General features: G+C 64.7%; 24 protein-coding genes. 19 read left to right on the top strand and 5 right to left on the bottom strand.

Features of this window, described 5'->3' with window-relative positions:
• Nucleotides 1–5: 5 nt before the first annotated feature.
• The 3 genes from msrA (at nucleotide 6) to IG197_RS11400 (ending at nucleotide 2,308) form a co-directional block, all read left to right on the top strand.
• Complete coding sequence (gene msrA / locus IG197_RS11410; RefSeq protein ID WP_192318792.1) at nucleotides 6–671, top strand: peptide-methionine (S)-S-oxide reductase MsrA; 666 nt, start codon at nucleotides 6–8, stop codon at nucleotides 669–671.
• Between the two features lie 194 nt (nucleotides 672–865).
• Nucleotides 866–1,855: a BMP family protein gene (locus IG197_RS11405; protein ID WP_067954662.1), complete on the top strand. Its 990-nt coding sequence runs from the start codon at nucleotides 866–868 to the stop codon at nucleotides 1,853–1,855.
• Nucleotides 1,856–1,936: 81 nt separating this feature from the next.
• On the top strand, nucleotides 1,937–2,308 hold the full coding sequence (locus tag IG197_RS11400; protein WP_192318790.1) for a VOC family protein: 372 nt from the start codon (nucleotides 1,937–1,939) through the stop codon (nucleotides 2,306–2,308).
• A 20-nt stretch (nucleotides 2,309–2,328) separates the two neighbouring features.
• Here the strand turns inward: IG197_RS11400 and IG197_RS11395 are convergent, their stop codons facing one another.
• A complete protein-coding gene (locus tag IG197_RS11395) occupies nucleotides 2,329–2,538 on the bottom strand; it encodes a SlyX family protein (RefSeq protein ID WP_067954658.1) in 210 nt (69 codons plus the stop codon).
• Nucleotides 2,539–2,719: 181 nt separating this feature from the next.
• On the opposite strand from IG197_RS11395, the gene IG197_RS11390 reads away from it, so the two are divergent.
• The 6 genes from IG197_RS11390 (at nucleotide 2,720) to deoA (ending at nucleotide 8,945) form a co-directional block, all read left to right on the top strand.
• Complete coding sequence (locus IG197_RS11390; RefSeq protein ID WP_182573561.1) at nucleotides 2,720–4,252, top strand: ABC transporter ATP-binding protein; 1,533 nt, start codon at nucleotides 2,720–2,722, stop codon at nucleotides 4,250–4,252.
• A complete protein-coding gene (locus IG197_RS11385) occupies nucleotides 4,249–5,391 on the top strand; it encodes an ABC transporter permease (RefSeq protein ID WP_067954655.1) in 1,143 nt (380 codons plus the stop codon). The genes IG197_RS11390 and IG197_RS11385 overlap by 4 nt, the downstream gene beginning before the upstream one ends.
• Nucleotide 5,392: 1 nt before the next feature.
• Nucleotides 5,393–6,364, top strand: a complete 972-nt coding sequence (locus tag IG197_RS11380) for an ABC transporter permease (protein WP_067954653.1) — start codon at nucleotides 5,393–5,395, stop codon at nucleotides 6,362–6,364.
• A 2-nt stretch (nucleotides 6,365–6,366) separates the two neighbouring features.
• Entirely contained in the window at nucleotides 6,367–6,759 is a 393-nt protein-coding gene (cdd, locus tag IG197_RS11375; RefSeq protein WP_067954651.1) for a cytidine deaminase, read from the top strand.
• A complete protein-coding gene (locus IG197_RS11370; protein ID WP_154384679.1) occupies nucleotides 6,756–7,562 on the top strand; it encodes a purine-nucleoside phosphorylase in 807 nt (268 codons plus the stop codon). Before cdd ends, IG197_RS11370 begins: the two co-directional genes overlap by 4 nt.
• Nucleotides 7,563–7,625: 63 nt before the next feature.
• Nucleotides 7,626–8,945: a thymidine phosphorylase gene (deoA, locus tag IG197_RS11365; protein WP_192318788.1), complete on the top strand. Its 1,320-nt coding sequence runs from the start codon at nucleotides 7,626–7,628 to the stop codon at nucleotides 8,943–8,945.
• A 33-nt stretch (nucleotides 8,946–8,978) separates the two neighbouring features.
• Here deoA and IG197_RS11360 read toward each other — a convergent pair whose 3' ends face one another.
• Entirely contained in the window at nucleotides 8,979–10,193 is a 1,215-nt protein-coding gene (locus IG197_RS11360) for an MFS transporter (protein WP_067954645.1), read from the bottom strand.
• A gap of 75 nt (nucleotides 10,194–10,268) precedes the next feature.
• Here IG197_RS11360 and IG197_RS11355 point away from each other — a divergent pair, with 75 nt between their 5' ends.
• Nucleotides 10,269–11,225, top strand: a complete 957-nt coding sequence (locus IG197_RS11355) for an AraC family transcriptional regulator (RefSeq protein WP_067954635.1) — start codon at nucleotides 10,269–10,271, stop codon at nucleotides 11,223–11,225.
• 3 nt (nucleotides 11,226–11,228) lie between these two features.
• Here the strand turns inward: IG197_RS11355 and IG197_RS11350 are convergent, their stop codons facing one another.
• The 3 genes from IG197_RS11350 to IG197_RS11340 all read right to left on the bottom strand — a co-directional run bounded on the left by IG197_RS11350 (nucleotide 11,229) and on the right by IG197_RS11340 (nucleotide 13,575).
• A complete protein-coding gene (locus IG197_RS11350; RefSeq protein WP_192318786.1) occupies nucleotides 11,229–11,771 on the bottom strand; it encodes a TIGR02281 family clan AA aspartic protease in 543 nt (180 codons plus the stop codon).
• 100 nt (nucleotides 11,772–11,871) lie between these two features.
• Nucleotides 11,872–12,498, bottom strand: coding sequence for a uracil phosphoribosyltransferase (gene upp, locus IG197_RS11345; RefSeq protein WP_067954623.1), 627 nt, complete (start codon nucleotides 12,496–12,498; stop codon nucleotides 11,872–11,874).
• 102 nt (nucleotides 12,499–12,600) lie between these two features.
• The gene (locus IG197_RS11340; RefSeq protein ID WP_067954616.1) at nucleotides 12,601–13,575 is read right to left on the bottom strand and encodes an adenosine deaminase; all 975 of its coding nucleotides are present in this window, start codon (nucleotides 13,573–13,575) and stop codon (nucleotides 12,601–12,603) included.
• A gap of 110 nt (nucleotides 13,576–13,685) precedes the next feature.
• Here IG197_RS11340 and ubiE point away from each other — a divergent pair, with 110 nt between their 5' ends.
• From ubiE to kdpC, 9 genes are all read left to right on the top strand, one after another.
• Complete coding sequence (ubiE, locus tag IG197_RS11335) at nucleotides 13,686–14,462, top strand: bifunctional demethylmenaquinone methyltransferase/2-methoxy-6-polyprenyl-1,4-benzoquinol methylase UbiE (RefSeq protein ID WP_067965765.1); 777 nt, start codon at nucleotides 13,686–13,688, stop codon at nucleotides 14,460–14,462.
• A gap of 13 nt (nucleotides 14,463–14,475) precedes the next feature.
• Nucleotides 14,476–16,050 (top strand): 2-polyprenylphenol 6-hydroxylase, encoded by a 1,575-nt coding sequence (gene ubiB / locus IG197_RS11330; RefSeq protein WP_192318784.1) that lies wholly within the window; start codon nucleotides 14,476–14,478, stop codon nucleotides 16,048–16,050.
• A gap of 7 nt (nucleotides 16,051–16,057) precedes the next feature.
• Nucleotides 16,058–16,282: a type II toxin-antitoxin system VapC family toxin gene (locus IG197_RS11325; RefSeq protein WP_192318782.1), complete on the top strand. Its 225-nt coding sequence runs from the start codon at nucleotides 16,058–16,060 to the stop codon at nucleotides 16,280–16,282.
• A 9-nt stretch (nucleotides 16,283–16,291) separates the two neighbouring features.
• Nucleotides 16,292–17,509: a bifunctional phosphopantothenoylcysteine decarboxylase/phosphopantothenate--cysteine ligase CoaBC gene (gene coaBC / locus IG197_RS11320; RefSeq protein WP_182573552.1), complete on the top strand. Its 1,218-nt coding sequence runs from the start codon at nucleotides 16,292–16,294 to the stop codon at nucleotides 17,507–17,509.
• Nucleotides 17,510–17,635: 126 nt separating this feature from the next.
• Nucleotides 17,636–18,241 carry a glutathione transferase GstA gene (gene gstA, locus IG197_RS11315; RefSeq protein WP_182573551.1) on the top strand — a complete coding sequence of 202 codons (606 nt, stop codon included), beginning with the start codon at nucleotides 17,636–17,638 and terminating at the stop codon, nucleotides 18,239–18,241.
• Nucleotides 18,242–18,610: 369 nt separating this feature from the next.
• Complete coding sequence (kdpF, locus tag IG197_RS11310; protein ID WP_067954606.1) at nucleotides 18,611–18,700, top strand: K(+)-transporting ATPase subunit F; 90 nt, start codon at nucleotides 18,611–18,613, stop codon at nucleotides 18,698–18,700.
• Nucleotides 18,701–18,731: 31 nt separating this feature from the next.
• Complete coding sequence (gene kdpA / locus IG197_RS11305; protein WP_154384688.1) at nucleotides 18,732–20,435, top strand: potassium-transporting ATPase subunit KdpA; 1,704 nt, start codon at nucleotides 18,732–18,734, stop codon at nucleotides 20,433–20,435.
• 37 nt (nucleotides 20,436–20,472) lie between these two features.
• A complete protein-coding gene (kdpB, locus tag IG197_RS11300) occupies nucleotides 20,473–22,545 on the top strand; it encodes a potassium-transporting ATPase subunit KdpB (RefSeq protein ID WP_192318780.1) in 2,073 nt (690 codons plus the stop codon).
• A 12-nt stretch (nucleotides 22,546–22,557) separates the two neighbouring features.
• Complete coding sequence (gene kdpC / locus IG197_RS11295; protein ID WP_067954600.1) at nucleotides 22,558–23,127, top strand: potassium-transporting ATPase subunit KdpC; 570 nt, start codon at nucleotides 22,558–22,560, stop codon at nucleotides 23,125–23,127.
• The last annotated feature ends 20 nt before the right edge of the window (nucleotides 23,128–23,147 follow it).

Here is a 23,147-nt window from a genome sequence, read left to right as displayed (position 1 = left end):
GGCAGATGTTTTTCCTGAGCGACATGCTGAACAAGAAGCTCAAGCTGCCGACGTCTGGCGAAGCGCTGCCCGGCCGCGCGCGGGCGATTCCGACAGCATCGAAGCACTACGTCTCCAGGCGCCCGCTCAAGGGGCCATATCCCGAAGGCTTCGAGCAGGCGCTGTTCGGCCTGGGCTGCTTCTGGGGTGCGGAGCGCCTGTTCTGGCAGATCCCCGGCGTGTGGGTGACGGCAGTCGGCTATGCCGGCGGGCTGACGCCCAATCCGACATATCAGGAGACCTGCACCGGCCTTACCGGTCATGCCGAAGTCGTGCTGGTGGTCTACGACCCCGCACAGGTCAGCTACGGCGAGTTGCTGAAGATCTTCTGGGAGGCGCACGATCCGACCCAGGGTATGCGCCAGGGCAACGACGTCGGCACCACCTACCGTTCGGCGATCTACACCTTCTCCGACAGCCAGCAGGCCGAGGCGGTTGCCTCGCGCGATGCCTATGAGGCAGCGCTCAAGGCTGCCGGTCGCGAAAAGATCACCACCGAGATCGCCGCAGTGCCTCAGTTCTACTTCGCCGAAGACGATCACCAGCAATACCTTGCCAAGAATCCCTATGGCTATTGTGGCCTCAAGGGCACCGGCGTTGCTTGCGCGATCCCCGACAAGGCGGCCGTTTAGACATTCGTTTCAGACGCCATTTGCGATGCCTGTGCATTTTTCCAAAAGGTCAAGATTCCGCGTGAATTTTGTCTTGGCCCGTGCAAGATATGGCCATGCGCGGGGGGAGAGATCCTCGCCATGGGCCGTGCGGCAGCCGGAGGAACGGCTCGCGCGGCGATTGCAAAAAAGACAACCGACAGGGTGTGGATCACATGAAACGTATCGTCCTCGGCCTTCTGGCGGCCACCGCCATGTGCCTTCCGGCGCTCGCCGCTGATGTTCAGCCGGCGCTGCTCTACGATCTCGGTGGCAAGTTCGACAAGTCGTTCAACGAAGCGTCCTACAACGGCGCCGAGAAGTTCAAGGCCGAAACCGGCATTCCTTATGTCGAGTTCGAAGTCTCCAACGCCTCGCAGCGCGACCAGGCCCTGCGCCGCTTCGCCGAGGATGGCCGCAACCCGATCGTCATGGCAGGCTTTGCCTGGTCCGAGGCGCTCGCCAAGGTCGCTGCCGACTATCCGGACCTCAAGTTCGCCATCATCGACATGGTCGTCGAGAAGCCCAATGTGAAGTCGATCGTTTTCAAGGAGCATGAAGGCTCCTACCTCGTCGGCGTCATGGCAGCCCTTGCCTCGCAGTCCAAGAAGGTCGGCTTCGTCGGCGGCATGGACGTTCCGCTGATCCGCAAGTTCGGCTGCGGTTATGTCGGCGGCGCCAAGGCTGCCGGTGCGACCGAAGTCATCCAGAACATGACCGGCGACACGCCTGCCGCCTGGAACGACCCGACCAAGGGTGGCGAAATCACCAAGACCCAGATTTCGCAGGGCGCTGACGTGATCTACGCCGCGGCTGGCGGCACCGGCGTCGGCGTGCTCCAGGCTGCTGCTGACGGCGGCAAGCTCGGCATCGGCGTCGATTCCAACCAGAACGGCCTGCAGCCGGGCAAGGTACTGACCTCGATGCTCAAGCGCGTCGACGTCGCCGTCTACAACGCCTTCATGGATGCCAAGAACGACAAGTTCGAAGGCGGCATCAACAATCTCGGCCTCAAGGAAGGTGGCGTCGACTACGCCATGGACGATAACAACAAGGCGCTCGTCACCGACGAGATGAAGGCAGCCGTCGAAAAGGCCAAGGCCGACATCATCGCCGGCACCATCCAGGTGCATGACTACACCTCGGACGACAAGTGCCCCTATTGATCCCTGCCTGAATGAAACGCGCCGCCGGACCCTGGTCCGGCGGCGTCGATCATTGTGGGCCAGTCCTCGGGACGGCAATCGATGTTCACGGTTACCGGAATTGGTGGCTTCTTCTTTCGCGCCAAGGATCCTCAGGCACTCGCTGCCTGGTACGAACAGCACCTCGGCATTTCAGACATCTCGCGCGCTGTCTGGCAGCAGCAGGCGGGGCCGACGATCCTTTCGCCTTTCAGTCGCGACACCGAGTATTTCGGCCGTCCAGAGCAGCAATGGCTGATCAATCTGCGCGTCGATGACCTCGATGCCGCGATGGCCGAGCTGAAGGCAGCCGGCATCGCGGTGGAAACGCGGGCGGAGTGGGACTCCGAGGTCGGCCGGTTCTGCCGGATTCACGATCCTGAGGGCAATCCGATCGAGCTGTGGCAACCATCCGAAGCGGCTGGTATGGCCTGAGGCTTGGCTCTGGCGCGGCGTCACCAGTGGGGCGGCTTGGTCACCGGCGTGTCGGGTGCCGTCTGCTCCTCGAGCACCAGGAAGCGCTCGGTGAGGGCGTCGAGCTTCTTCTGCATCCGCTCGATGGTCTTCCACTGTTCGGCGATCTGGCCGGAAAGCTCCTCGATCGTATGCTCCTGCTCAGCGGCGCGTATTTCGAGCGTCGTCAGCCGGTCATCGGGCGTGGTCATGGTCGATCCTCATTGGGGCGATCCTCATTGGGCCGTCATATCGGTCGTTGCCTCGAAATCGGCCGCGGAGCGGTCAATTCCTTGGGGTCACCAGGCGAGCCGATTGGCAGGGCAGTATCGGCGTGCTAGCTCTTTCGGCAAGCCATAACAAGAACATAAGAACCTGAGGTGGGACGGTCGTATGGCGGAAGCAGCTATCGAACTGATCGGCATCAACAAGAGTTTTGGTGCTGTCCGCGCCAACCGCGACATCGCGCTCGAGATACCGCGCGGCACTATCCACGGCATCATTGGAGAAAACGGCGCCGGCAAGTCGACGCTGATGTCGATCCTCTACGGCTTCTATCAGGCCGACAGCGGCGAAATCCGCGTCAACGGCAAGCCGGCCAGCATCAAGACACCCAACGATGCCATCGCCGCCGGCATTGGCATGGTGCATCAGCACTTCATGCTGGTCGAGAATTTCTCGGTGTTGGAAAACGTCATTCTCGGTGCAGAAGGCGAGGCGCTGCTCAACAAGTCCATCGCCAAAGCGCGCTCCGAGCTGCGCCGGCTGGAGCAGGAATACGGCCTCGAGGTCGATCCCGATGCGATCATCGAGGAACTGCCGGTCGGCCTGCAGCAGCGCGTCGAAATCCTCAAGGCACTGTATCGGGGTGCTGAAATCCTGATCCTCGACGAGCCCACCGGCGTGCTCACCCCGGCTGAAGCCGACCACCTGTTCCGCATCCTCCAGCAGCTCAAGGAACAGGGCAAGACGGTGGTGCTGATCACCCATAAGCTGCGCGAGATCATGGCCATCACCGACAACGTCTCGGTGATGCGCCAGGGCACGATGGTCGCCACACGCAAGACCAGGGAAACCACCGTCGAGGAGCTGGCCGAGCTGATGGTTGGCCGCCGCGTGCTGCTGCGCGTCGAAAAGGGCGAGGCCAAGCCTGGTGCCGTCAAGCTTTCGGTCAAGAACCTGACGGTCAAGGATTCGCGCGGCGTCACCATGGTCGACGACGTATCCTTCGACATCCGCGCCGGCGAGATCGTCGGCATCGCCGGTGTCGCCGGCAACGGCCAGTCGGAACTGATGGAAGCCGTTTCCGGCATCCGCAAGGCGGTCTCGGGGACGGTCATGCTCGACGGCAAGCCGATTGATCTGACCGGCCAGGCCGACCCCGGCGAATTGCGCGACCGCGGCCTCGCCCATGTGCCGGAGGATCGGCATCATGTCGGCCTGGTGCTTGCTTTCGACGAAAGCGAGAACTCGATCCTCGGCTATCACGACAAGCCGCAATATCTCAAAGGACCGTTCCTCAATCTCGACGCGATCCAGAAGGACGCGCAGGAAAAGATCGAGAAATACGACATCCGCCCGGCCAATCCGCGGCTCAAGACCGCCAATTTTTCCGGCGGCAACCAGCAGAAGATTGTGCTCGCGCGCGAGATCGAACAGGACCCCGGGGTGCTGATCGTCGGCCAACCGACCCGCGGCGTCGATGTCGGCGCCATCGAATTCATCCACAAGCGCCTGATCGCCATGCGCGACCAGGGCAAGGCGGTTCTGCTGGTCTCGGTCGAGCTCGACGAGATCCGATCGCTATCCGACCGCATCCTGGTGATGTTCGCCGGCCGCGTCGTCGGCGAGCGCGGACCCGAAACCGGTGAAGGCGAGCTTGGGCTTCTGATGGCAGGCGTCGAACACAAGGAGGCCGCCGAATGAGCACGCCTTACGCAAAACTCCCGGCCTGGGCCGATTATGGGCTCATTCCCCTCATCAACCTGCTCGTCGCCTTCGTCGTCGCCGGCCTCGTCGTGCTGCTCGTCGGTGAGAATCCGCTGCGCGCCGCCGTCATCCTCGTCGAGGGCGCCTTCGGCAGCGGCCAGGGCCTCGCCTACACGCTGTTCTACGCCACCAACTTCATCTTCACCGGCCTGGCCGTCGCGGTCGCCTTCCATTGCGGCCTGTTCAACATCGGCGGCGAGGGCCAGGCCTATATCGCCGGCCTCGGCATCGCCATCGTCGTCCTTGCCTTCGACAGCACGCTGCCCTGGTGGGTCGTCTTTCCGATGGCGATCATCGCCTCGGCATTGTTCGGCGCGTTGTGGGCGCTGATTCCGGCCTATCTCCAGGCCAAGCGCGGCTCGCACATCGTCATCACCACCATCATGTTCAACTTCATCGCCGCCTCGGTGATGGTCTACATGCTGGTCAACGTGCTGAAGCCGGCCGGCTCGATGGCGCCGCAGACGCGCCAGTTCGTCGAAGGCGGGCAATTGCCCAAGCTCGGCTGGCTGCTCGCCGAATTCGGCCTCACCGTCCGGCCCTCGGCGCCGCTCAACGTCTCGTTCCTGTTGGCGCTGGTCATGGCCTTCCTGGTCTGGGTGCTGATCTGGCGCACCAAGCTCGGCTACGAGATCCGCACCTTCGGCTTCAGCTCGAAGGCGGCGCGCTACGCCGGCATCTCGGAAACCCGCATCATCATCGTCACCATGCTGATTTCGGGCGCGCTCGCCGGCATGATGGCGCTCAACCCGATCATGGGCGACCAGCACAATGTGCCGCTCGATTTCGTCTCCGGCGCCGGCTTCGTCGGCATCGCGGTGGCGCTGATGGGCCGATCGCATCCGGCCGGCATCGTGCCGGCGGCGGTCCTGTTCGGCATGCTCTACCAGGGCGGTGCCGAACTGGCCTTCGAGATGCCGAACATCTCCCGCGACATGATCGTCATCATCCAGGGCCTGGTGATCCTGTTTGCCGGCGCGCTCGAGCACATGTTCCGCCCGGCCATCCAGGGCATCTTCGCGAGCTTCAGCCCGCGATCCGTCGGCATCACGGCGACCAAAGGGGAGCGCGCCTGACATGGAATTCATCGACGCGCTCATCAACATCCTGAACTCGACAATCCGTGTTTCGGTGCCGCTGCTGCTCGCCTGCCTGGCCGGCCTCTATTCGGAACGCGCCGGCGTTTTCGACATCGGCCTCGAAGGCAAGATGCTGGCCGGCGCCTTCGCCGGCGCGGCGGCGGCTGCCGTCTTCGCCTCGGCGTGGATCGGCCTGCTGATCGCCGTCCTGGTGTCGGTCGGCATGGCCTTGGTCCATGGCTTTGCCTCGATCACCCATCGCGGCAACCAGATCGTCTCTGGCGTCGCGATCAACTTCATCGCTGCCGGCTCGACGATCATCCTTGGCCAGGCCTGGTTCCAGCAGGGCGGGCGCACGCCCTCGCTGCCGCCGGAAGGCCGCTTCGGCGCAGTCAACCTGCCTTTCGCCGATGCGTTGCGCGACGTGCCTGTCGTCGGCCAGCTCTATTCCGGCCTGCTGTCGGGCCATTCGCTGCTGACCTATGTCGCTTTCCTCGCCGTGCCGTTCACCTGGTGGGTGCTGTTCCGCACTCGCTTCGGCCTGCGCCTGCGCGCCGTCGGCGAGAACCCCGCGGCCGTCGACACCGCCGGCATCTCGGTTGCCTGGCTGCGCTATCGTGCCGTCATCTGCACCGGCATCCTGACAGGCCTTGCCGGCTCCTACATGGCGCTCGCCCAGAACGCCGGCTTCGTCAAGGACATGACGGCCGGCCGCGGCTACATCGCGCTCGCTGCGCTGATCTTCGCCAAATGGAAACCGGTGCCGGCCATGTTCGCTTGCCTGTTGTTCGGTTTCCTCGACGCGCTGTCGATCCGCCTGCAGGGGTCTCCCCTGCCGATCATCGGCAAGGTGCCGGTTCAGCTGATGCAGGCACTGCCCTACATCCTTACCGTCATCCTGCTTGCCGGCTTCATCGGCAAGGCCATCCCGCCTCGCGCCGGCGGCGTGCCCTATGTGAAGGAGCGCTGATCTTGTCCCACGATCTGTTCCAGGCGGCGACCGCCGCCATGGCCAAGGCTTATGCGCCCTATTCGAAGTTTCCGGTTGGCGCGGCACTGCGCACCGAAGATGGACGCATCTTTGCCGGCGCCAACATCGAGGTCGCGTCCTATCCCGAGGGCTGGTGCGCCGAGACCACCGCACTTGGCCACTACATCATGGGCGGCGGCGGCAAGATCACCGAGATCGCCGTCGTTGCCGAGCGCATGGCCCGCATCACACCCTGCGGCGGCTGCCGCCAGCGCCTGGCCGAATTCACCAGTCCGGACACCAAACTCTATCTCTGCGACGATGCCGGCATCGTCGAAACTGTCACCATGGGCCAGATGCTGCCCTACGGGTTCCAGGGGGAGATCCTGAAATGAAGGAAGCCGTCGATCGTCTCGTCGAGCAGCTCGACGGTCTTGCGCCGGCGACCGCCATGGTGCTGGGTTCCGGCCTTGGCGGCCTCGTCGACGAGGTCGAAGACGCCGTCCGCATCCCTTACGCCGCCTTGCCCGGTTTCCCCCGCAGCGGCGTGACCGGCCATGCCGGAGAGCTCGTTGCCGGCCTGTTCGGTGGCCAGCCGGTCATCATGATGGCCGGCCGCGCGCATTATTACGAGCATGGCGATGCCTCGGTCATGCGTCCGGCGCTCGAGACGCTCGCCGGCATCGGTGTCACCCAGCTCGTGCTGACCAATGCCGCCGGCTCCGTCGACCCCGGCATGCTGCCCGGCTCGATCATGCTGATCGAGGACCACATCAATTTCGCCGGCGCCAACCCGCTGTTCGGCGAGCCGACCGACCGCCGCTTCGTCGGCATGACCGAGGCCTATGATGCCGGTCTGCGCAAGGCGTTCGAGACCGCCGCTGCGGCAGCAAGCATCGACCTGCACAAGGGCGTCTACATGTGGTTCTCCGGCCCGTCCTTCGAGACGCCGGCCGAGATCCGCATGGCCCGCATGTTCGGCGCCAATGCGGTCGGCATGTCGACGGTGCCGGAAGCGATCATCGCCCGCTTTCTCGGCCTTAAGGTGCTCGCCTGCTCGGTCATCACCAACCTCGCCGCCGGCATGACCGGGGCCGAGCTGTCGCATCGCGAAACCAAGGACATGGCCCCCATCGGCGGCGGCCGCCTCGCCACCGTCCTGCGCAAGATGTTCGAGAAGGGCCCGATCGATGGCTGAGGGCGGGGCGGCGACCGCGGAGAACGCCGAGCGCCAAGCTTCGCCGGCCGCGAGCGCCATCTGATGCTCCCGCAGGAAATCATCCGCCGCAAGCGCGACGGCAAGGCTCTCGCCCCGGCCGAAATCGCCGCCTTCGTTGGCGGCATCACCTCTGGCGCCGTCTCGGAAGGCCAGATCGCGGCTTTCGGCATGGCCGTCTTCTTCAACGGCATGAGTCGCGACGAGGCGGTGGCGCTGACCACGGCCATGCGTGATTCCGGCGATGTGCTCGACTGGTCCGACCTGCCGGGTCCCGCCACCGATAAGCACTCCACCGGCGGTGTCGGCGACAATGTCTCGCTCATGCTGGCGCCCATCGTTGCCGCCTGCGGCGCCTATGTGCCGATGATTTCGGGCCGCGGCCTCGGCCACACCGGCGGCACGCTCGACAAGATGGATTCGATCCCGGGCTACGCCAGCCAGCCCGACCTTGCGCTGTTCCGGCGCACGGTGCGCGAAGCCGGCTGCGCCATCATCGGCCAGACATCAGACCTCGCGCCTGCCGACAAGCGTTTCTACAGCATTCGCGACGTCACCGCGACGGTCGAATCGGTGCCGCTCATCACCGCTTCGATCCTGTCCAAGAAGCTTGCTGCGGGCCTCGGCTCGCTGGTGCTCGACGTCAAGATCGGTAACGGCGCCTTCATGGAAAGCGCGCGCGACGCCTCGGCACTGGCCACCAGCCTCGTCGAGGTCGCCAATGGCGCGGGCCTCAGGACCACAGCCCTAATCACCGGCATGAACGAGCCGCTGGCCTCCGCCGCCGGCAACGCGGTCGAGGTCCGGAACGCCGTCGATTTCCTCACCGGCCGCTTCCGCGACCCGCGCCTCGAAGAGGTCACGCTGGCGCTCGCCGCCGACATGCTGCTGTCCGCCGGCCGGGCAAGCTCGCAGCGCGAGGGGCTTCAGCGGGCACGCATGGCGCTCGACGACGGTACCGCCGCCGACATCTTCGGCCGCATGGTTTTTGTGCTCGGCGGCCCCGTGGATTTCGTGACGAACGCGGCCAAATATCTGCCCAAGGCAGATGTGGAACTGGTGGCGAAAGCCCCGCGCGGCGGCTTCGTCTCGGCAATCGCAACCCGTGACATCGGCCTTGCGGTCGTCGCCCTGGGCGGCGGCCGCACCCGGCCCGAGGACAAGGTCGACCATGCCGTCGGCATTACCGGGCTGCTTCCTGTCGGTGCCGAAGTGAGGGCCGGTGAGGCGCTCGCCCGCATCCATGCCCGCAGCCCGCTTGCAGCGGAGACGGCTGCCGCATCGGTGCTTGCCTGCTACACGCTGGATGAAGCCAGGCCAGTGGCGGCGAAGGTGGTCGCCAGACGCATTGCGCCGCGCAGCTAGGAAGCCACGCGGCGCAAGTCACCTCCCTTGAGGTCAGCTTGCATGCTTCCTGCCGAAGCAGGCAACGGCGATTGCAGCCAGCAGGGTCGCGGCACCGCTGTAGATGAAGGCACTGTTGACGCCTGCAGTATCGACCAGCACGCCGCCGAACACCGCACCCAGCGCGATCGCCACCTGGAAGGTCGCGACCATCAGGCCGCCGGCACTTTCAGCCTGGTCGGGCGCTGCGCGTACCATCCAGGTCTGTACGCCCACCGGCACCGCGCCGAAGGCAAAGCCCCACGCGGCGATGGCGACGCCCGCGATCCCGGCCGACGAACCCGCCAACAGCAGCGCCAGCGCCGAGATGGCGATGAGCAACGGAGCCAACGTCACCGCCGACCGCAGGCTGCGTTCGGCCATGAAACCGCCGGCGAGATTGCCGAAGAAGCCGCCAATGCCGAAGGCCAGCAGCACCAGCGATATGGTCTCGATGCCGAGTGCCGGCACCTGCTCGAGAAAGGCTCGGAAATAGGTGAAGCCGGCGAAATGGCCGGACGCGGTCAGGATGACCAGCAGCAGCCCGACGCGGATCATCGGGTTGCGGGAGACGTCACGCAGGGCACCGAAGCTGGCGATGCTGATGGGCGGAAGCTTGGGCAGCGTGGCGAACTGCACGATCAGCGTGACCAGACCGACGCCGGCAGCGATGATGAAGGCGCTGCGCCAACCCCAGACGTCGCCGACATAGGCGCCCACGGGGGCGGCGCAGACGGTCGCCACCGAAACGCCGGTCAGGATGATCGACATGGCGCGCGGCAGCACCTCGCTGGGCACCAGCCGCATCGCGATGGCCGCCGACATCGACCAGAAGCCGCCGAGTGCCACGCCCAGGAGCACACGCGCGAACAAAAGCGACGGCAGTGACCAGGCGGTTGCCGCGAGCAGGCTCGACACGACCAGCAACAGCGACAATCCGATCATCACATGCCGTCGGTCGATCTTCCTTGTCGCGATCGCCATTGTCGGCGCGGCGATCGCGGCGACGACGGCAGTCGCCGTCACCGCTTGTCCGGCGGTGCCTTCGGTGATGCCGAGATCCTGCGCCAGCGGCGTCAGCAGGCTGGCCGGCAGGAATTCCGCCGTCACAAGGCCGAACACGCCGAGCGACAACGACAGAACGGCGCCCCACAGGGGTTCCGCGCGCTCCTCGGCCTTCGCTTTCTGGATCGGAATGCCGTCCAGCGTTGCGGTTGCGATATCGTTCATTTGGGAGGCTCTCCGATTGCAGTGCGGTGCAACATGGGGGTGACGATTTGGCGTTTCCATGCTAGAAACGCCAGTATGAATGATCGTTCGTCCAAACTTGCCGCCGACCCGCTGACCGATATCCTCAGGGGTTTGCGCCTCGAAGGCGTCGAGTATGGCCGCTGGGAGCTGAAGGAGCCGTGGAACATCGAATTCCCGGCCCAGGCAACGGCACGCTTCTACTTCGTCGGACAGAAGGCGTGCTGGCTGCGCCAGCCCTCGGGCGAATGGGTCGAGCTTCGCTGCGGCGACGCCGTGCTCCTGCCGCGCGGCGTGGCCCATGTGATCGCCAGCGAGCCAGGCGCAAAATCGTCGCCGATCAATGGCTACGAGATCAAGCAGATCTGCGAGAAGGTCTTCTGTCTTTCGACCGAGGGCTGCCGGCCGGGCACGCTGCTGTTCTGCGGCAGCATGTATTTCAACCTCGACGGCCTGCACCCGCTGCTCGGCATGATGCCTGACGTCATGCGCACGACCGAACTCGAGGCGCATGACCCCGGTATCACTCACATGCTCGAAACCATGGCCCGCGAGGTCAAGCTCGAGCGCGTCGGTTCCGCCGGCATCGTCGCCCGGCTCGCCGACGTGCTCGCCGCCATCATCATTCGTTCATGGGTCGAGCGCGGCTGCGGCGATTCCAGCGGCTGGATCGCCGCGGTCAGGGATCCCAAGATCGGCAAGGTGCTGGCCGCGATCCATCTCGAACCGAGCCACAACTGGACGGTCGAGGCGCTGGCTCGGATGATGGGCGCATCGCGCTCCGGCTTCGCCGACCGCTTCGCGGCGATCGTCGGCGAAACGCCGGCGCGCTACGTCACTCAGGTCAGGATGCACCAGGCGCGGCAGTGGCTGGTCCGCGACCGCCTGCGCATCTCAGTCGTGGCGTCACGGCTGGGCTACGATTCGGAAGCTGCCTTCAGCCGCGCCTTCAAGCGCGTTATCGGCCATCCGCCCGGCCACTTCAGGACTGCGGATCAGCAAACCGCGGCCTGAGGCTCACTGCACCAGAAGCAGCGCGCCATTTTCGACCTGGTACTTCTTGAGTCGCGACAGGAAGCTCATTCCGATCAGCGTGCCGCCGAGGGCCTTGTCCTCGAGCACCACCACCGGCACGTCGTCGACGCTGATCCGGCCGATCTGCAGCCTGTCGATGCGCGAAAGCGCTGCGCGCGCAGCACCATTTGCCGTGTTGACCTGCTGGGTGAAATCCCCCGGCGCGACTTTCACCCCGGCCTTGCGCGCGGTCGAAACGTTGATCGCCACCAGCGTCGCCCCGGTGTCGACCATTGCGTCGACCGAGCGACCGTTGATCTTGAAGCTTGCCGTGAAATGGCCGCGCATGTCGGCGTCGATCTTGACGCTGCGTCCGGCGGTGGAGGCAGTCGCAGCACTGGCTTCGACGGGCTTGGGCGCCGGCGTAATGGTGCCCGTCGCCATCTCGGTCAAAGCCTTGAACTTCTCACCGTCCTTGTCCCACAGCATGGGCACCGACGCGGATGCGCCGGCACAGACACCGAATATGATGAGCTTGCGCAGCATGTGACGCCCTGATTTGAGGCGTCACGATAGTCCGGACAAGGTGATCGTGGCTTTAACGCAGCCATCCCGATGTCAAAGGCGGTAAACCGTGGGTTAAGGCCTATTTGGTGCCGTACATACGGTCGCCGGCGTCGCCGAGGCCGGGGATGATGTAGCCCCGCTCGTTGAGCTCGCGGTCGATCGAGGCGGTGAACACCGGAACATCCGGGTGCGCCTTGGTGAAGCGCTCGATGCCTTCGGGCGAGGCCAGGAGGCACAGGAAGCGCAGGTTGGTGGCGCCGCGGCCCTTCAGCTTGTCGATCGCCGCGATCGCTGAATTGGCGGTGGCCAGCATCGGGTCGACGACGATCACCAGGCGGTCGCCGAGGTCGCTTGGCGCCTTAAAGAAATACTCCACCGCCTCCAGCGTCTCGTGGTCGCGATAAAGCCCGACATGGGCGACGCGGGCTGCCGGCACCAGGTCGAGCAGGCCTTCGAGCAGGCCATTGCCGGCGCGCAGCACCGAGGCGAACACCAGCTTCTTGCCTTCGAGCGTCGGCGCCTCCATCGTCTCGATCGGCGTTTCGATCATCTTGGTGGTCAGTTCGAGGTCGCGCGTCACCTCGTAGCCGAGCAGCAGGGAGATCTCGCGCAGCAGCCGCCGGAAGCCGGCCGTCGAGGTTTCCTTGTCGCGCATGATGGTCAGCTTGTGCTGCACAAGCGGATGGTCGACGACGGTCACGGTCATGGCTTACGCTCCTGAAACTCGGATAATTCAGGCCATTCTATCGGCTGGCGCGCCGCCGACCAATGTCGCGCCAGCCTTGAACCACAGTTTTGTCGGCCAAATTCAGCGTTTATGGCCGTCGAGACGGGCAAGAAGTGCTGCTTTGGTCTTCCTGTCGACGAAAGCGGCCTCGATCGCCGTGCGGGTCGTCGCCATCAGCGCCTTGTCGTCCATGCCGAAATGCTCAGTGGCAATGTCATATTCGCGCTTCAGGCTGGTCCAGAAATAGGGCGGATCGTCGGAGCTCAGCGTCACCTTGCAACCAGCCGCCCGGAACTTGGGGAAGGGGTGGTCGGCAAAGCTGTCGAACACCTTGAGCGCGATGTTCGACCCCGGGCAGACTTCCAGCACGATGCCTTCGTCGGCGATGCGTTTGACCAGATCGGGGTTTTCGATTGCACGTACGCCATGGCCGATGCGCGATGGCTTGATGTGGTCGAGCGCCTGCGCCACGCTCTCCCAGCCCAGCAGTTCGCCGGCATGGATGGTGATGCCGAGGCCGGCCTCGCGGGCGATCTCGAAGGCGCGCACATAATCCTCGAACTCGCCCATACGCTCGTCGCCGGCGACGCCGAAGCCGGTCACCAGTGGATGGTTGCACCTGGCGGCAAAGCGTGCCGCCGCCTCGATCGATTCGACACCGACATGGCGCACGCCGGTGACGATCATCCGGCCCTCGATGCCTGTCTTGGCCTTGGCCCGCAGCATGCCTTCGCCGAGCGCGTCGGTATAGGCCTTGGGCGACAGCCCGGCTTTGATGGCATGGTCGGGCGACGTGAACACTTCCGAATAGATCGCGCCGTCACGGGCGAGGCTGGTCAGGTAGTGTTCTGAAAGCCGGGCGTAGTCCTCTTCGGTGCGGAAAAGGTCGGCGGCGAAGTCGTAGGCCGCAAGGAACGAGGTGAAGTCGTTCCAGACGAAGGAGCCGTTCTGGATGAAGGGTGAGACGTCCTTGCCGTATTTCTGCGCCTGGCGGACGACGAGTTCGGGTGCCGCCGCACCTTCTATGTGGCAGTGCAGCTCGGCTTTCAAAGGCATTCCTTGTTCCTTGTGTTGTCGGCGCGGGCGCGGCCTAAAACCGCGCCTCAAACAATAGCGCCCGCTGGTGTGATCGGCTATGGTCCCGCCGGATTTGATTGGACAACAAAATGTCAGAACAACGGACGACGGCTGTCGGCGGCATGGAAACCTCCTACGGTTTCCGCAATGTCGGAGCTGGCGACAAGCAGGGCCTGGTCAACGAGGTCTTCCACAAGGTCGCCGACCGCTATGACGTGATGAACGACCTGATGTCGGGCGGCCTGCACCGTATCTGGAAAGACGCCATGGTTGCCTGGCTCAACCCGCCCAGGCGTCCGGGTTGGAAGGTGCTCGACGTTGCCGGCGGCACCGGTGACATCGCCTTCCGCATCGTCGACGCCTCGCATGGCAACGCGCATGCCACCGTGCTCGACATCAACGGCTCGATGCTTGGCGTCGGCCGCGAGCGCGCCGAAAAGCGCGGCCTCGCCGACAAGACGGATTTCGTCGAGGCAAACGCCGAGGAACTGCCCTTCGCCGACGAGACCTTCGACGCCTACACCATCGCTTTCGGCATCCGCAACGTGCCGCGCATCGATGTGGCGCTGTCGGAAGCCTGGCGCGTGCTGAAGCCGGGCGGGCGCCTTTTGGTCCTCGAATTCTCCGAGGTCGAGATGCCCTTGCTCGACAAGATCTACGAAGCCTGGTCGTTCAATGCCATTCCGCGCATCGGCCAGGCCGTGACAGGCGACGGCGAACCCTACGCCTATCTCGTCGAATCGATCCGCAAATTCCCCAACCAGCAGAACTTTGCCGCAATGATCACCCGCGCCGGCTTCGACCGCGTCACCTTCCGCAACTACACCGGCGGCATCGCAGCGCTGCACTCGGGCTGGAAGCTTTGACGGACGGCGCGCGATGAGCAGTCTCGGAGCGTCGTTCCGGCTCGCGCGTGCGGGCTGGGTGCTTGTGCGTGAAGGCGTGGTCGCGGCGCTGCCCGGCGACCAGCTCGAGGGCCTGCCGAAGATCGGCTGGCAGGTGGCGCGCCTGCTGACCCGGCGACGCGCCCGCAAGAGCGTGCGCAGCGATCGCCTTGCCAAGGCGGTCGCCCGCCTTGGTCCGTCCTACGTCAAGCTCGGCCAGTTCCTGGCGACCCGTCCTGACGTCGTCGGCGACGACATCGCGCTCGACCTGGCGTTGCTCCAGGACAGCATGGCGACCTTCCCGATGTCGGAAGCCGTCGAGGCGATCGAAGGTTCGCTCGGCCGCAAGGTCTCCGATCTCTATCTCAGCATCGGCGCGCCGATTGCCGCCGCGTCCATCGCCCAGGTCCACCCGGCCGAAGTTGCGACGCCGGAAGGCCCGCGCAAGGTCGCCGTCAAGGTCATCCGCCCCGGCGTGCGCCGCCGCTTCTTCCAGGATCTCGAAAGCTACTTCCTGGCAGCCCGGCTGCAGGAGCGTTTCGTTCCGTCGAGCCGCCGCCTGCGTCCGGTCGAGATCACCGAGACGATGGCCCAGACAACCAAGATCGAGATGGACTTCCGCCTTGAGGCGGCGGCCTATTCCGAACTTGGCGAAAACACCAGGGATGATCCCGGCTTCCGCGTGCCGTCTGTCGACTGGGAGCGCACCGGCCGCGACGTGCTCACCATGGAGTGGATCGACGGCGTCAAGCTCAACGACATCGAAGGGCTGCGCGCCGCAGGCTTCGACCTCAAGGCGATCGCCGCGACGCTGGTACAGTCGTTCCTGCGGCATACGCTGCGCGACGGCTTCTTCCATGCCGACATGCACCCCGGCAACATGTTCGTCGACGCCAATGGCGACATCGTTGCCGTCGATCTCGGCATCTCCGGCCGTCTCGGCAAGAAGGAGCAGCGCTTCCTTGCCGAGATCCTCTACGGCTTCATTACCCGCAACTACATGCGTGTCGCCGAAGTGCATTTCGAGGCCGGCTATGTGCCGCGCCACCACAATGTCGCGGCCTTCGCCCAGGCGATCCGCGCCATCGGCGAGCCGATCCACGGCCAGCCGGCCGAAACCATCTCGATGGCCAAGCTCTTGACCCTTTTGTTCGAGGTCACCGAGCTGTTCGATATGGAGACGCGGCCCGAACTGGTGCTGCTGCAGAAGACCATGGTCGTCGTCGAGGGTGTTGCCCGCACGTTGGACCCGGCCTTCAACATGTGGAAGACGGCCGAACCCGTGGTCGGCAACTGGATCGCTGGAAATCTCGGCCCGCGCGGCCTGATGATCGATGCCCGTGACGGTCTTGGCGCGCTTCTGTCGCTGGCCCGCCAAGCCCCCGACCTCTCCGCCCGCGCCGAAAGGCTGTCGCGCGAGATCGACGCCATGGCCGAAAACGGCCTGCGCTTCGATGCCGCGACGGCGCGCGCCATCGGCAAGGCCGAAGCGCGCCACACCCGCTCCGGTCGCATTGCGCTGTGGGTCATTGCGCTCACGCTCGTCTACATCGCCTGGCAACTGCTCTGATCGGACAATGCCGGCATTGCTGGCAGTGCCGTCATTGAATGCGCCCCCCGTCGGCGCTACTTTTGCGTCAGACGCGCATCGCCGCTTCGGGAAGGGTTCGAGCCATGCGGTCAATCTCAACTTCGGCGACTGCTGTACTCAGCTGCTCGCCAAAACCCGGAACGTGCCGCCGCTTTTCAAGGGCGATGATTTCATCCATACCGACATCGTGCCGGCGCTGAAGCCGGCTTGAGGGCCAAGCATGTTCCTTTCCGGCAAGCGCATCCTGCTTATCATCGGCGGCGGCATCGCGGCCTACAAGTCGCTCGACCTGATCCGTCGGTTGCGCGAGCGCGGCGCATCCGTCCGGGCGGTCATGACCTCTGCCGCCCAGGAGTTCATCACGCCTCTGTCGGTTGGCGCACTCACCGCCGACCACGTCTTCACCGATCTCTTCGACCGCCAGGACGAGCAGGATGTCGGCCACATCAGGCTGGCGCGCGAGGCCGACCTGATCGTCGTTGCCCCGGCCACCGCCGACCTGATGGCCAAGCTCGCCAACGGCCATGCCTCCGACCTCGCCTCTGCCGTGCTGCTCGCCGCCGACAAGAAGGTGCTGTTTGCGCCGGCCATGAACCCGCGCATGTGGTCGAATCCGGCGACGCGCCGCAACCGCGCCACGCTGGAAAAGGACGGCATCCATTTCATCGGCCCGATGAAAGGCGAGATGGCCGAAAGCAACGAGGCAGGCGAGGGCCGCATGGCCGAGCCTTTGCAGATCGTCGGAGCGGTCGAGGAACTGCTCGACATCAGGCCGAAGCCGCTGTCGGGCCGCAAGATCATCATCACCTCAGGCCCGACGCACGAGCCCATCGATCCCGTGCGCTACATCGCCAACCGCTCGTCGGGCAAGCAGGGTCATGCGCTCGCCGCCTCGCTCGCCCGGCTCGGCGCCGATGTGCGCCTCGTCTCCGGCCCGGTGACCATTCCAGATCCTGCCGGTGTGAAGACGGTGCATGTCGAAAGCGCGCGCGAGATGCGCGATGCGGTCGAACAACTGCTACCGGCCGATGCCGCCATCTTTGTCGCCGCCGTCGCCGACTGGCGCACAGCCGCCTCTGCCGATGAGAAGATCAAGAAGGTGGCGGGCGAGGGGCCGCCGGCGCTGCAGATGGTCGAGAACCCCGACATTCTCGCCGGCGTCGGCCACCACGCCAAGCGTCCCTATCTGGTCATAGGTTTCGCTGCCGAGACCCAGGACGTTCTCAAAAATGCTCAGGCCAAGCTGGCCAGGAAGGGCGCCGACTTCATCGTCGCCAACGATGTCAGCCACGAAGGTGGCGTCATGGGTGGCGACCGCAACCGGGTGAAGATCGTGAGCAAGGCGGGCGTCGACGAATGGCCTGATTTGCCAAAGGAAGAGGTCGCCGAGCGGCTCGCCCAACTGATCGCCGAAAGGCTCGGGACAGTCACGGTCTGAGCCCCGGCGATCTTTTCGCTGCCGGGTCTGCGCCGGCGGCAACAGAGTGTTCACCGGATGGATGCTTGGCCACCCCGCACGCGCATGCGAGGTGAGGGCCGACCACCATCCGGAGTTCTCCAAGACATGAAGCTTTTCTACATGCCCGGCGCCTGTTCGCTGGCCCCGCACATCGTCGCCAACGAAGTCGGCATCGACCTCGAACTCGTCAAGGTTGACGGCAAGACCAAGACCACTGAAACCCAGCAGGACTTCCTTGCCACCAATCCCAACGGCTATGTGCCGGCGCTGGTGCTCGGCGATGGCGAGCTGATGACCGAATCCTCCGTCCTGGTGCAGTACCTCGCTGACCAGAAGCCCGAGAGCGGCCTGATGCCCAAGGCCGGCGACATGGCGCGCTACCGTGTTCAGCAGTGGCTGGCCTTCGTCGCCACCGAACTGCACAAGGTCTTCGGCGCCTTCTTCAAGCCCAACACGCCCGAGGCCACCAAGGAGATCAACCGCGAGCTGCTCGCCAGGCGCCTGGCCTATGTCGACGGCAAGCTCGACGGCCGCGCCTATCTGATGGGCGATGCCTTCACTGCGGCTGACGCCTATCTCTGGACGATCCTCGGCTGGGCCAAGCATGTCGGCATCGATCTGTCTTCCTTTGCCAACATCCAGCGCTATCTCGGCACCGTGGCTGCCCGCCCGGCCGTGCAGAAGGCCCTGCGCGCCGAAGGCCTGGCCTGATCTCCGGCTCCAGCAACTGCCGCCGCTGTTGAACCGGCAATTGCAGACTTGATTATTGACGGCCTCGAGGCTCACGCCTTGGGGTCGTTTTCTTTATGGCATTCCTATTTCTTTGTCCGCCCCGCTCTCTCGAACCTTAATGTGGTTCGGAGCCATATTCCTTTGCGAAATCCAGACCCGGCCAACGTCGTCAGCATGCCTGACGCCGTCGTTTGGCGCGTGGGGATGGTCCTTACGCCCTCGGCTTAAGGTTTCAACGGAACAGGAGTTTTCGAAGATGGACATCTTCGTTCTCGCCATAGGCGTGGTCTTCTTCGCCTTGTGCTTCGCCTACGTCAAAGCCTGCGACATCCTCTGAAGGAACGCCAAATGTTGCTCGAATACATCCTCGGCGGCGCAGTGACCGTGTTCCTGCTTGCCTATCTGACCTACGCGCTCATCCGCCCCGAACGGTTCTGACCGCTCAGCGCTCGCACGGAAAGCTTCTCAAATGACCATCAATGGCTGGATACAGATCGCCGCATTCTGCGCGGTCATCATTCTGCTCGTCAAGCCGCTCGGCGGCTACATGACCCGCGTCTTTACTGGCGAGCGCACGTTTTTGTCGCCGCTGCTCGGCCCGGTTGAGCGCGTGCTCTACCGGCTTGCCGGCACCAGCGAGCGCGAGGACCAGCACTGGACTGGCTATGCCGCCGCCATGCTGTCTTTCAACATCGCCGGCTTCCTGCTGCTTTATGCGATGCAGAGGTTCCAGGGCGCGCTGCCCTTCAACCCGGCAGCCATGGGTGCTGTGCCGCCCGAGCTCGCCTTCAACACTGCCGTCAGCTTCATGACCAACACCAACTGGCAGAACTACGGCGGCGAAAGCACGATGTCCTATCTCGTGCAAATGGCCGGCCTGACGGTGCAGAACTTCGTCTCGGCCGCCACCGGCATCGCCATCGGTATGGCGCTGATCCGCGGTTTCGCCCGCGCCTCGGGCAAGTCGATCGGCAACTTCTGGGTCGATCTGACGCGCACCACGCTCTACGTGCTTTTGCCGCTCTGCATCGTGCTCACGCTCGCTTATGTCTGGCTCGGCGTGCCGCAGACGGTCGGTTCCTACATCGCTGCCACCACCGTCGAGGGAGCTCAGCAGACCATCGCTGTGGGACCAGTCGCCTCGCAGCTCGCCATCAAGATGCTCGGCACCAATGGCGGCGGCTTCTTCAACGCCAACTCCGCACATCCGTTCGAAAACCCTAACGCCATCTCCAACTTTATCCAGATGGTCTCGATCTTCGCGCTGGGTGCTGCACTCACCAACGTTTTCGGACGCATGGTCGGCAACCAGCGCCAGGGCTGGGCGATCTTCGCCACCATGGGCATCCTGTTTGTCGCCGGCGTCGCCATCACCTACTGGGCCGAGGCTGCCGGCAACCCGCTGGTGCACGCGCTGGGCATCGACGGCGGCAACATGGAAGGCAAGGAAGCCCGCTTCGGCATCGTCCTGTCGTCGCTCTTCGCCGTCATCACTACGGCTGCCTCCTGCGGTGCGGTCAACGCCATGCACGGCTCGTTCACAGCCCTCGGCGGCATGATCCCGCTGATCAACATGGAACTCGGCGAGGTCATCGTCGGCGGCGTCGGCGCCGGCTTCTACGGTATCCTGATGTTCGTCGTCATTGCCATCTTCGTCGCCGGCCTGATGGTCGGCCGCACGCCGGAATATCTCGGCAAGAAGATCGAGGCCAAGGAAATCAAGATGGCCGTGCTTGCCATCCTGTGCCTGCCGCTCGCCATGCTCGGCTTCACGGCCATCGCCGTGCTGTTGCCGAGTGCCGTGGCTTCAGTCGGCACGCCGGGTCCGCACGGCTTCTCAGAGATCCTCTACGCCTACACCTCGGGCGCGGCCAACAACGGCTCGGCCTTCGGCGGTCTCACCGGCAACACGCCCTGGTACAACATAACAATTGGTCTCGCCATGCTGATGGGCCGCTTCCTGGTCATCATACCGGCACTCGCCATCGCCGGTTCGCTGGTCACCAAGAAGACCGTACCCGCTTCCGCTGGCACCTTCCCCACCGACAGCCCGCTGTTCGTCGGCCTGCTTGCCGGCGTCATTCTGATTGTCGGCGGCCTGACCTTCTTCCCGGCGCTCGCCGTCGGCCCGATCGTCGAGCACCTCGCCATGATCGTCGGCCAGACGTTCTGATGCAGCGCCGCAAAACCAAACGACTGGAGTCTCTCACATGAGTGCCCACAAATCTGCGAGCCTGCTCGACGCTCGCATCATCCTTCCCGCCATAGGCGACGCGTTCAGGAAGCTCGACCCACGCAGCCTGGCCAAGAACCCTGTCATGTTCGTCGTCGCCGTCGTCACGGCGCTGACATCAGTGCTGTTCATCAAGGACCTGGTCACGGGTGCGGGCGGGCTCGGCTTCTCGTTCCAGATCATCCTGTGGCTCTGGTTCACCGTGCTGTTCGCCAACTTCGCCGAGGCTGTCGCCGAAGGCCGCGGCAAGGCCCAGGCAGACTCGCTGCGCAAGGCGCGCACCGAAACCCAGGCAAAGCTGCTCGACGGCGAAAGCCGCACCGTCTGGAAGATGGTGCCCGGCACCAGCCTCAAGGTCGGCCAGGTCGTCCTGGTCGAGGCCGGCGACATCATTCCCTCCGACGGCGAGGTCATCGAGGGCGTCGCTTCGGTCAACGAGGCCGCCATCACAGGCGAATCTGCGCCCGTCATCCGCGAATCCGGCGGCGACCGCTCGGCCGTGACAGGCGGCACCCAGGTGCTGTCGGACTGGATCCGCGTGCGTATCACGGCGGCCGCCGGCTCGACCTTCCTCGACCGCATGATCTCGCTGGTCGAGGGCGCCGAGCGCCAGAAGACGCCGAACGAAATTGCGCTTAACATCCTGCTTGCCGGCATGACGCTGATCTTCGTGCTCGCCGTCGCCACCATCCCGAGCTTCGCTACCTATGCCGGCGGCTACATTCCGGTCATCGTGCTTGTCGCGCTGTTCGTGACGCTGATCCCGACCACCATCGGCGCGTTGCTGTCGGCCATCGGCATTGCCGGCATGGACCGTCTAGTGCGCTTCAACGTGCTCGCCATGTCGGGCCGCGCCGTCGAGGCCGCCGGCGACGTTGACACGCTTTTGCTCGACAAGACCGGCACCATCACCCTCGGCAACCGCCAGGCCACAGAGTTCCGTCCGGTCAAGGGTGTAACCGAGCAGGAGCTCGCCGACGCGGCCCAGCTTGCCTCGCTCGCCGACGAAACGCCGGAAGGCCGCTCGATCGTCGTGCTCGCCAAGGAACGCTATGGCATCCGTGCCCGCGACATGGGATCGCTGCATGCCCATTTCGTGCCCTTCACTGCTCAGAGCCGGATGAGCGGCGTCGATTTCGACGGCTCTTCCATCCGCAAAGGCGCCGTCGACTCGGTGCTCAACCATGTCAAGTCGGGCGCCGCCTCGGCCTCGGGCGCACGGGTCGATGCCGAAGCGGTGCGTGGCATCCAGGCCATCTCCGACGAAATCGGCAAGCTCGGTGGCACCCCGCTCGCGGTTGTCCGCGATGCCCGCCTGCTCGGCGTCATCTACCTCAAGGATATCGTCAAGGGCGGCATCAAGGAACGCTTCACCGAGCTGCGCCGGATGGGCATCCGCACCGTCATGATAACAGGCGACAACCCGATGACGGCCGCCGCCATCGCTGCCGAAGCCGGCGTCGACGACTTCCTCGCCCAGGCGACACCTGAGAACAAGCTCAGCCTGATCCGCGAGGAACAGGCCAAGGGCAAGCTGGTGGCCATGTGCGGCGACGGCACCAACGACGCCCCGGCCCTCGCCCAGGCCGACGTCGGCGTGGCGATGAACACCGGCACGGTCGCCGCCCGCGAGGCCGGCAACATGGTCGACCTCGACAGCGATCCGACCAAACTCATCGAGATCGTCGAGATCGGCAAGCAGCTGCTGATGACCCGCGGCGCGCTGACGACCTTTTCCATCGCCAACGACATCGCCAAATACTTCGCCATCATCCCGGCGATGTTCCTGGCCTTCTATCCCCAGCTCGGCGCGCTCAACATCATGGGCTTGTCGACACCGCAGAGCGCCATCCTGTCGGCGATCATCTTCAACGCCCTGATCATCGTCGCGCTGATTCCGCTGTCGCTGAAGGGCGTCAAATACCGGCCGATCGGCGCCGGCGCACTGCTCCGCCGCAACCTGCTCGTCTACGGCCTCGGCGGCATCATCGTGCCCTTCATCGGCATCAAGGCCATCGACATGGCAATCAACGCCATCGGCCTCGTGTAAAGGACATCCATCATGTTGAAGCAACTCAGACCTGCGCTCGTCATGATCGTCGCGCTCACCGTCATCACCGGCCTTGCCTATCCGCTTGGCATGACCGGCATCGCCCAGGTGCTGTTCCCCAGACAGGCCAATGGCAGCCTGATCGAGAAGGACGGCAAGATCATCGGCTCCGAGCTGATCGGCCAGGCTTTCGCCGGCGAGCAGTACTTCCATGGTCGCCCCTCTGCCGCCGGCGACGGCTACAATGCCGCCGCTTCCTCGGGCTCCAACCTCGGCCCGACAAGCGCCAAGCTCATCGACCGCATCAAGGCCGAGGCGGAGGCGCTGAAGCAGAGCGATCCTGGCGCACCAGTGCCGGTGGAACTGGTCACCGCCTCTGGCAGCGGTCTTGATCCGCACCTGTCGCCTGAAGCCGCCTATTTCCAGGTGGCACGTGTGGCCAAGGCCCGAGGTGCCGATGAGGCGGTCATCCGCAAGCTCGTCGACGGCCATGTCGAAGCCCGAGCGCTCGGCTTCATGGGCGAACCGGTTGTGAACGTCCTCAAGCTCAATTTGGCGCTCGACGCAGCGGTTGCGCCCTGACAAGGTTGTGCCGGAGTTCC

This window comes from Aminobacter sp. SR38, assembly GCF_014843375.1.
Taxonomy (GTDB): Bacteria; Pseudomonadota; Alphaproteobacteria; order Rhizobiales; family Rhizobiaceae; genus Aminobacter; species Aminobacter ciceronei.
Note: the sequence above shows the minus strand (reverse complement) of the source record. Positions and strands in the feature narration are given on the sequence as shown.